The organism is Mesorhizobium sp. M8A.F.Ca.ET.021.01.1.1 (assembly GCF_003998025.1).
Lineage (GTDB): Bacteria > Pseudomonadota > Alphaproteobacteria > Rhizobiales > Rhizobiaceae > Mesorhizobium.
In genome coordinates this window covers 1-1770 of the sequence record NZ_RZSJ01000853.1, presented here as the reverse complement: position 1 = coordinate 1770, position 1770 = coordinate 1, and the positions used below count along the sequence as shown (strand labels likewise).

General features: G+C 63.3%; 2 protein-coding genes. One reads left to right on the top strand and one right to left on the bottom strand.

From position 1 onward, the window contains the following. On the top strand, positions 1-456 hold a 456-nt coding region (locus tag EOA36_RS34745), incomplete at its 5' end, for an enolase C-terminal domain-like protein (protein ID WP_281040108.1). On the opposite strand, the gene EOA36_RS34740 is transcribed toward EOA36_RS34745, so the two are convergent. Beyond that, a complete protein-coding gene (locus EOA36_RS34740; protein ID WP_127281168.1) occupies positions 427-1641 on the bottom strand; it encodes an MFS transporter in 1215 nt (404 codons plus the stop codon). The two genes, EOA36_RS34745 and EOA36_RS34740, sit on opposite strands and share 30 nt — an antisense overlap. Between the last annotated feature and the right edge of the window lie 129 nt (positions 1642-1770).

The window sequence follows — 1770 nt, the reverse complement described above, 5'->3', positions numbered from 1 at the left end:
AATGAAGGCTGGACCGACGACAACATCGTCGCGAACTTCGCCTTTGCCGCCGAACAGGGCATCGCCCTGATCGAGCAGCCGCTGCCGGCGGGCCGTGACGGCATCCTGCGCCACATCGCGCATCCAGTGCCGATCTGCGCCGACGAGAGCATTCATGAAGCAGGGAACCTCGAAGCGCTTGTCGGGCTCTACGATGCCGTCAACATCAAGCTCGACAAGTCCGGCGGGCTGACGGCGGCGCTCACCTTGCGCGACCGCGCTCGTGAGCTGGGTTTCGGCGTCATGGTCGGCTGCATGGTCGGCACCTCGCTGGCAATGGCGCCGGCCGTTCTACTCGCGCAAGGAGCCGATTTCGTCGACCTCGACGGCCCGCTGCTGCTTGCCCGGGATCGTGTGCCGGGTCTCGTCTACCAGGGATCGCTCGTCTCACCCCCGGACCGGGCGCTGTGGGGCTGAGCGGGCCGCAAGCCCGATCAGCACGAGGCCAATGATCGCGATCGGGATCATCGCCAGGAAGCCATCGACGCCGAGACGGTCATAGAGCGGACCGGAGGCAAGCGTGACGGCGGCCATGAAGAAGCCATTGAAGAAATAGGCGATGCCTTGCGCGGCGCCCGTGCGTTCTTCTGAGACGGTTTCGGCGATCATCTTCTGCAGGCCGATCAGCACCATTGCGACAGACACCGAATGCAGCGACTGCACTGCGAAAAAGCCGCCGACGCCAAGGCCGAGCGGCCACACCAGCGGAAAGGCGATCCAACGCACGATCGAGCCGATGCCGGCAATGAGCATGACCCGGACGACGGGTACGGAGGCGAATATTCGATTGAAAAACAGGAACATGCAGACCTCGGACACCACCCCCCATGCCCATAGCAGGCCGACGACGGAATCGCTGATGCCGATCGATTTCCAATAGATCGAGACGAAGCCATAAAGGAAGGCGTGGCTGGCGGTGATGATGCCGACGCCAAGCGTGAAATAGAGGAAATAGGCATTGAACAGGCCCGGCGCCGCGTGCTGGATTTCCGTCGCCGACAGCGGCGAGGCCTTGCGCGGCTTCCCCAGGCGCGGCGCCATCAGGCCTGCGGCGAGTGCCGCGCCAAGGGCAAGGAATATGATCACCGGAACGGCCCGGGGACCAGTAGCCGCCAGAATGAAGCCGCCCGCGACATTGGCCAGGAGATAGCAGATCGATCCCCATTTGCGCATGCCCGCATAGTTTGACCCGAAGCGGCGCACGCCCGAAAGCGCCAGCGAATCGGCGATCGGCGAATGCGGGGTCCAGACAATGGTCAGCAGCAACGACACCGCCAGCACCGTCGCGTAGGTCGGCGTCAGGAAATACCCCGCGGACAACAGCAGCGAGGCCGCGACGAGCACGACATAGACATCGGCGCGGTCCCTGGCTCGATCGGCAAGCGTGGTCAGCAGCGGTGTCGTCACCACGCGCAGGAACATGGGCGCCGCAAGGATGACGGCGATCTGTTCGGCGTGAAACCCCTTAGCCTGCAGCCAAAGCGGGAAATAGGGCAAATGGGTGCCAAGCGATATGAACAGCGTGCCGAAGATGAGGCTCATGCGCAGCTCAAAACGGCTCGGCTTCACGAGTTGTTCGGGCGAAAGCGGCGGCAGCGGCATGAATCGATCCAATGACGCTGCGCTCAACGACCGGCGAGCAGCGCAAGCCGATCCTTAACATGAGGAAAAACCGGGCGAAACCGGCTGGACCAGTCGATTAACACCAGAAAGTATGGGGCCGGCTTTCGC

Coding starts and splice junctions, on each gene's coding strand:
- EOA36_RS34740 (WP_127281168.1), bottom strand. CDS start 1,641: ATGCCGCTGCCGCCGCTTTCGCCCGAACAACTCGTGAAGCCGAGCCGT.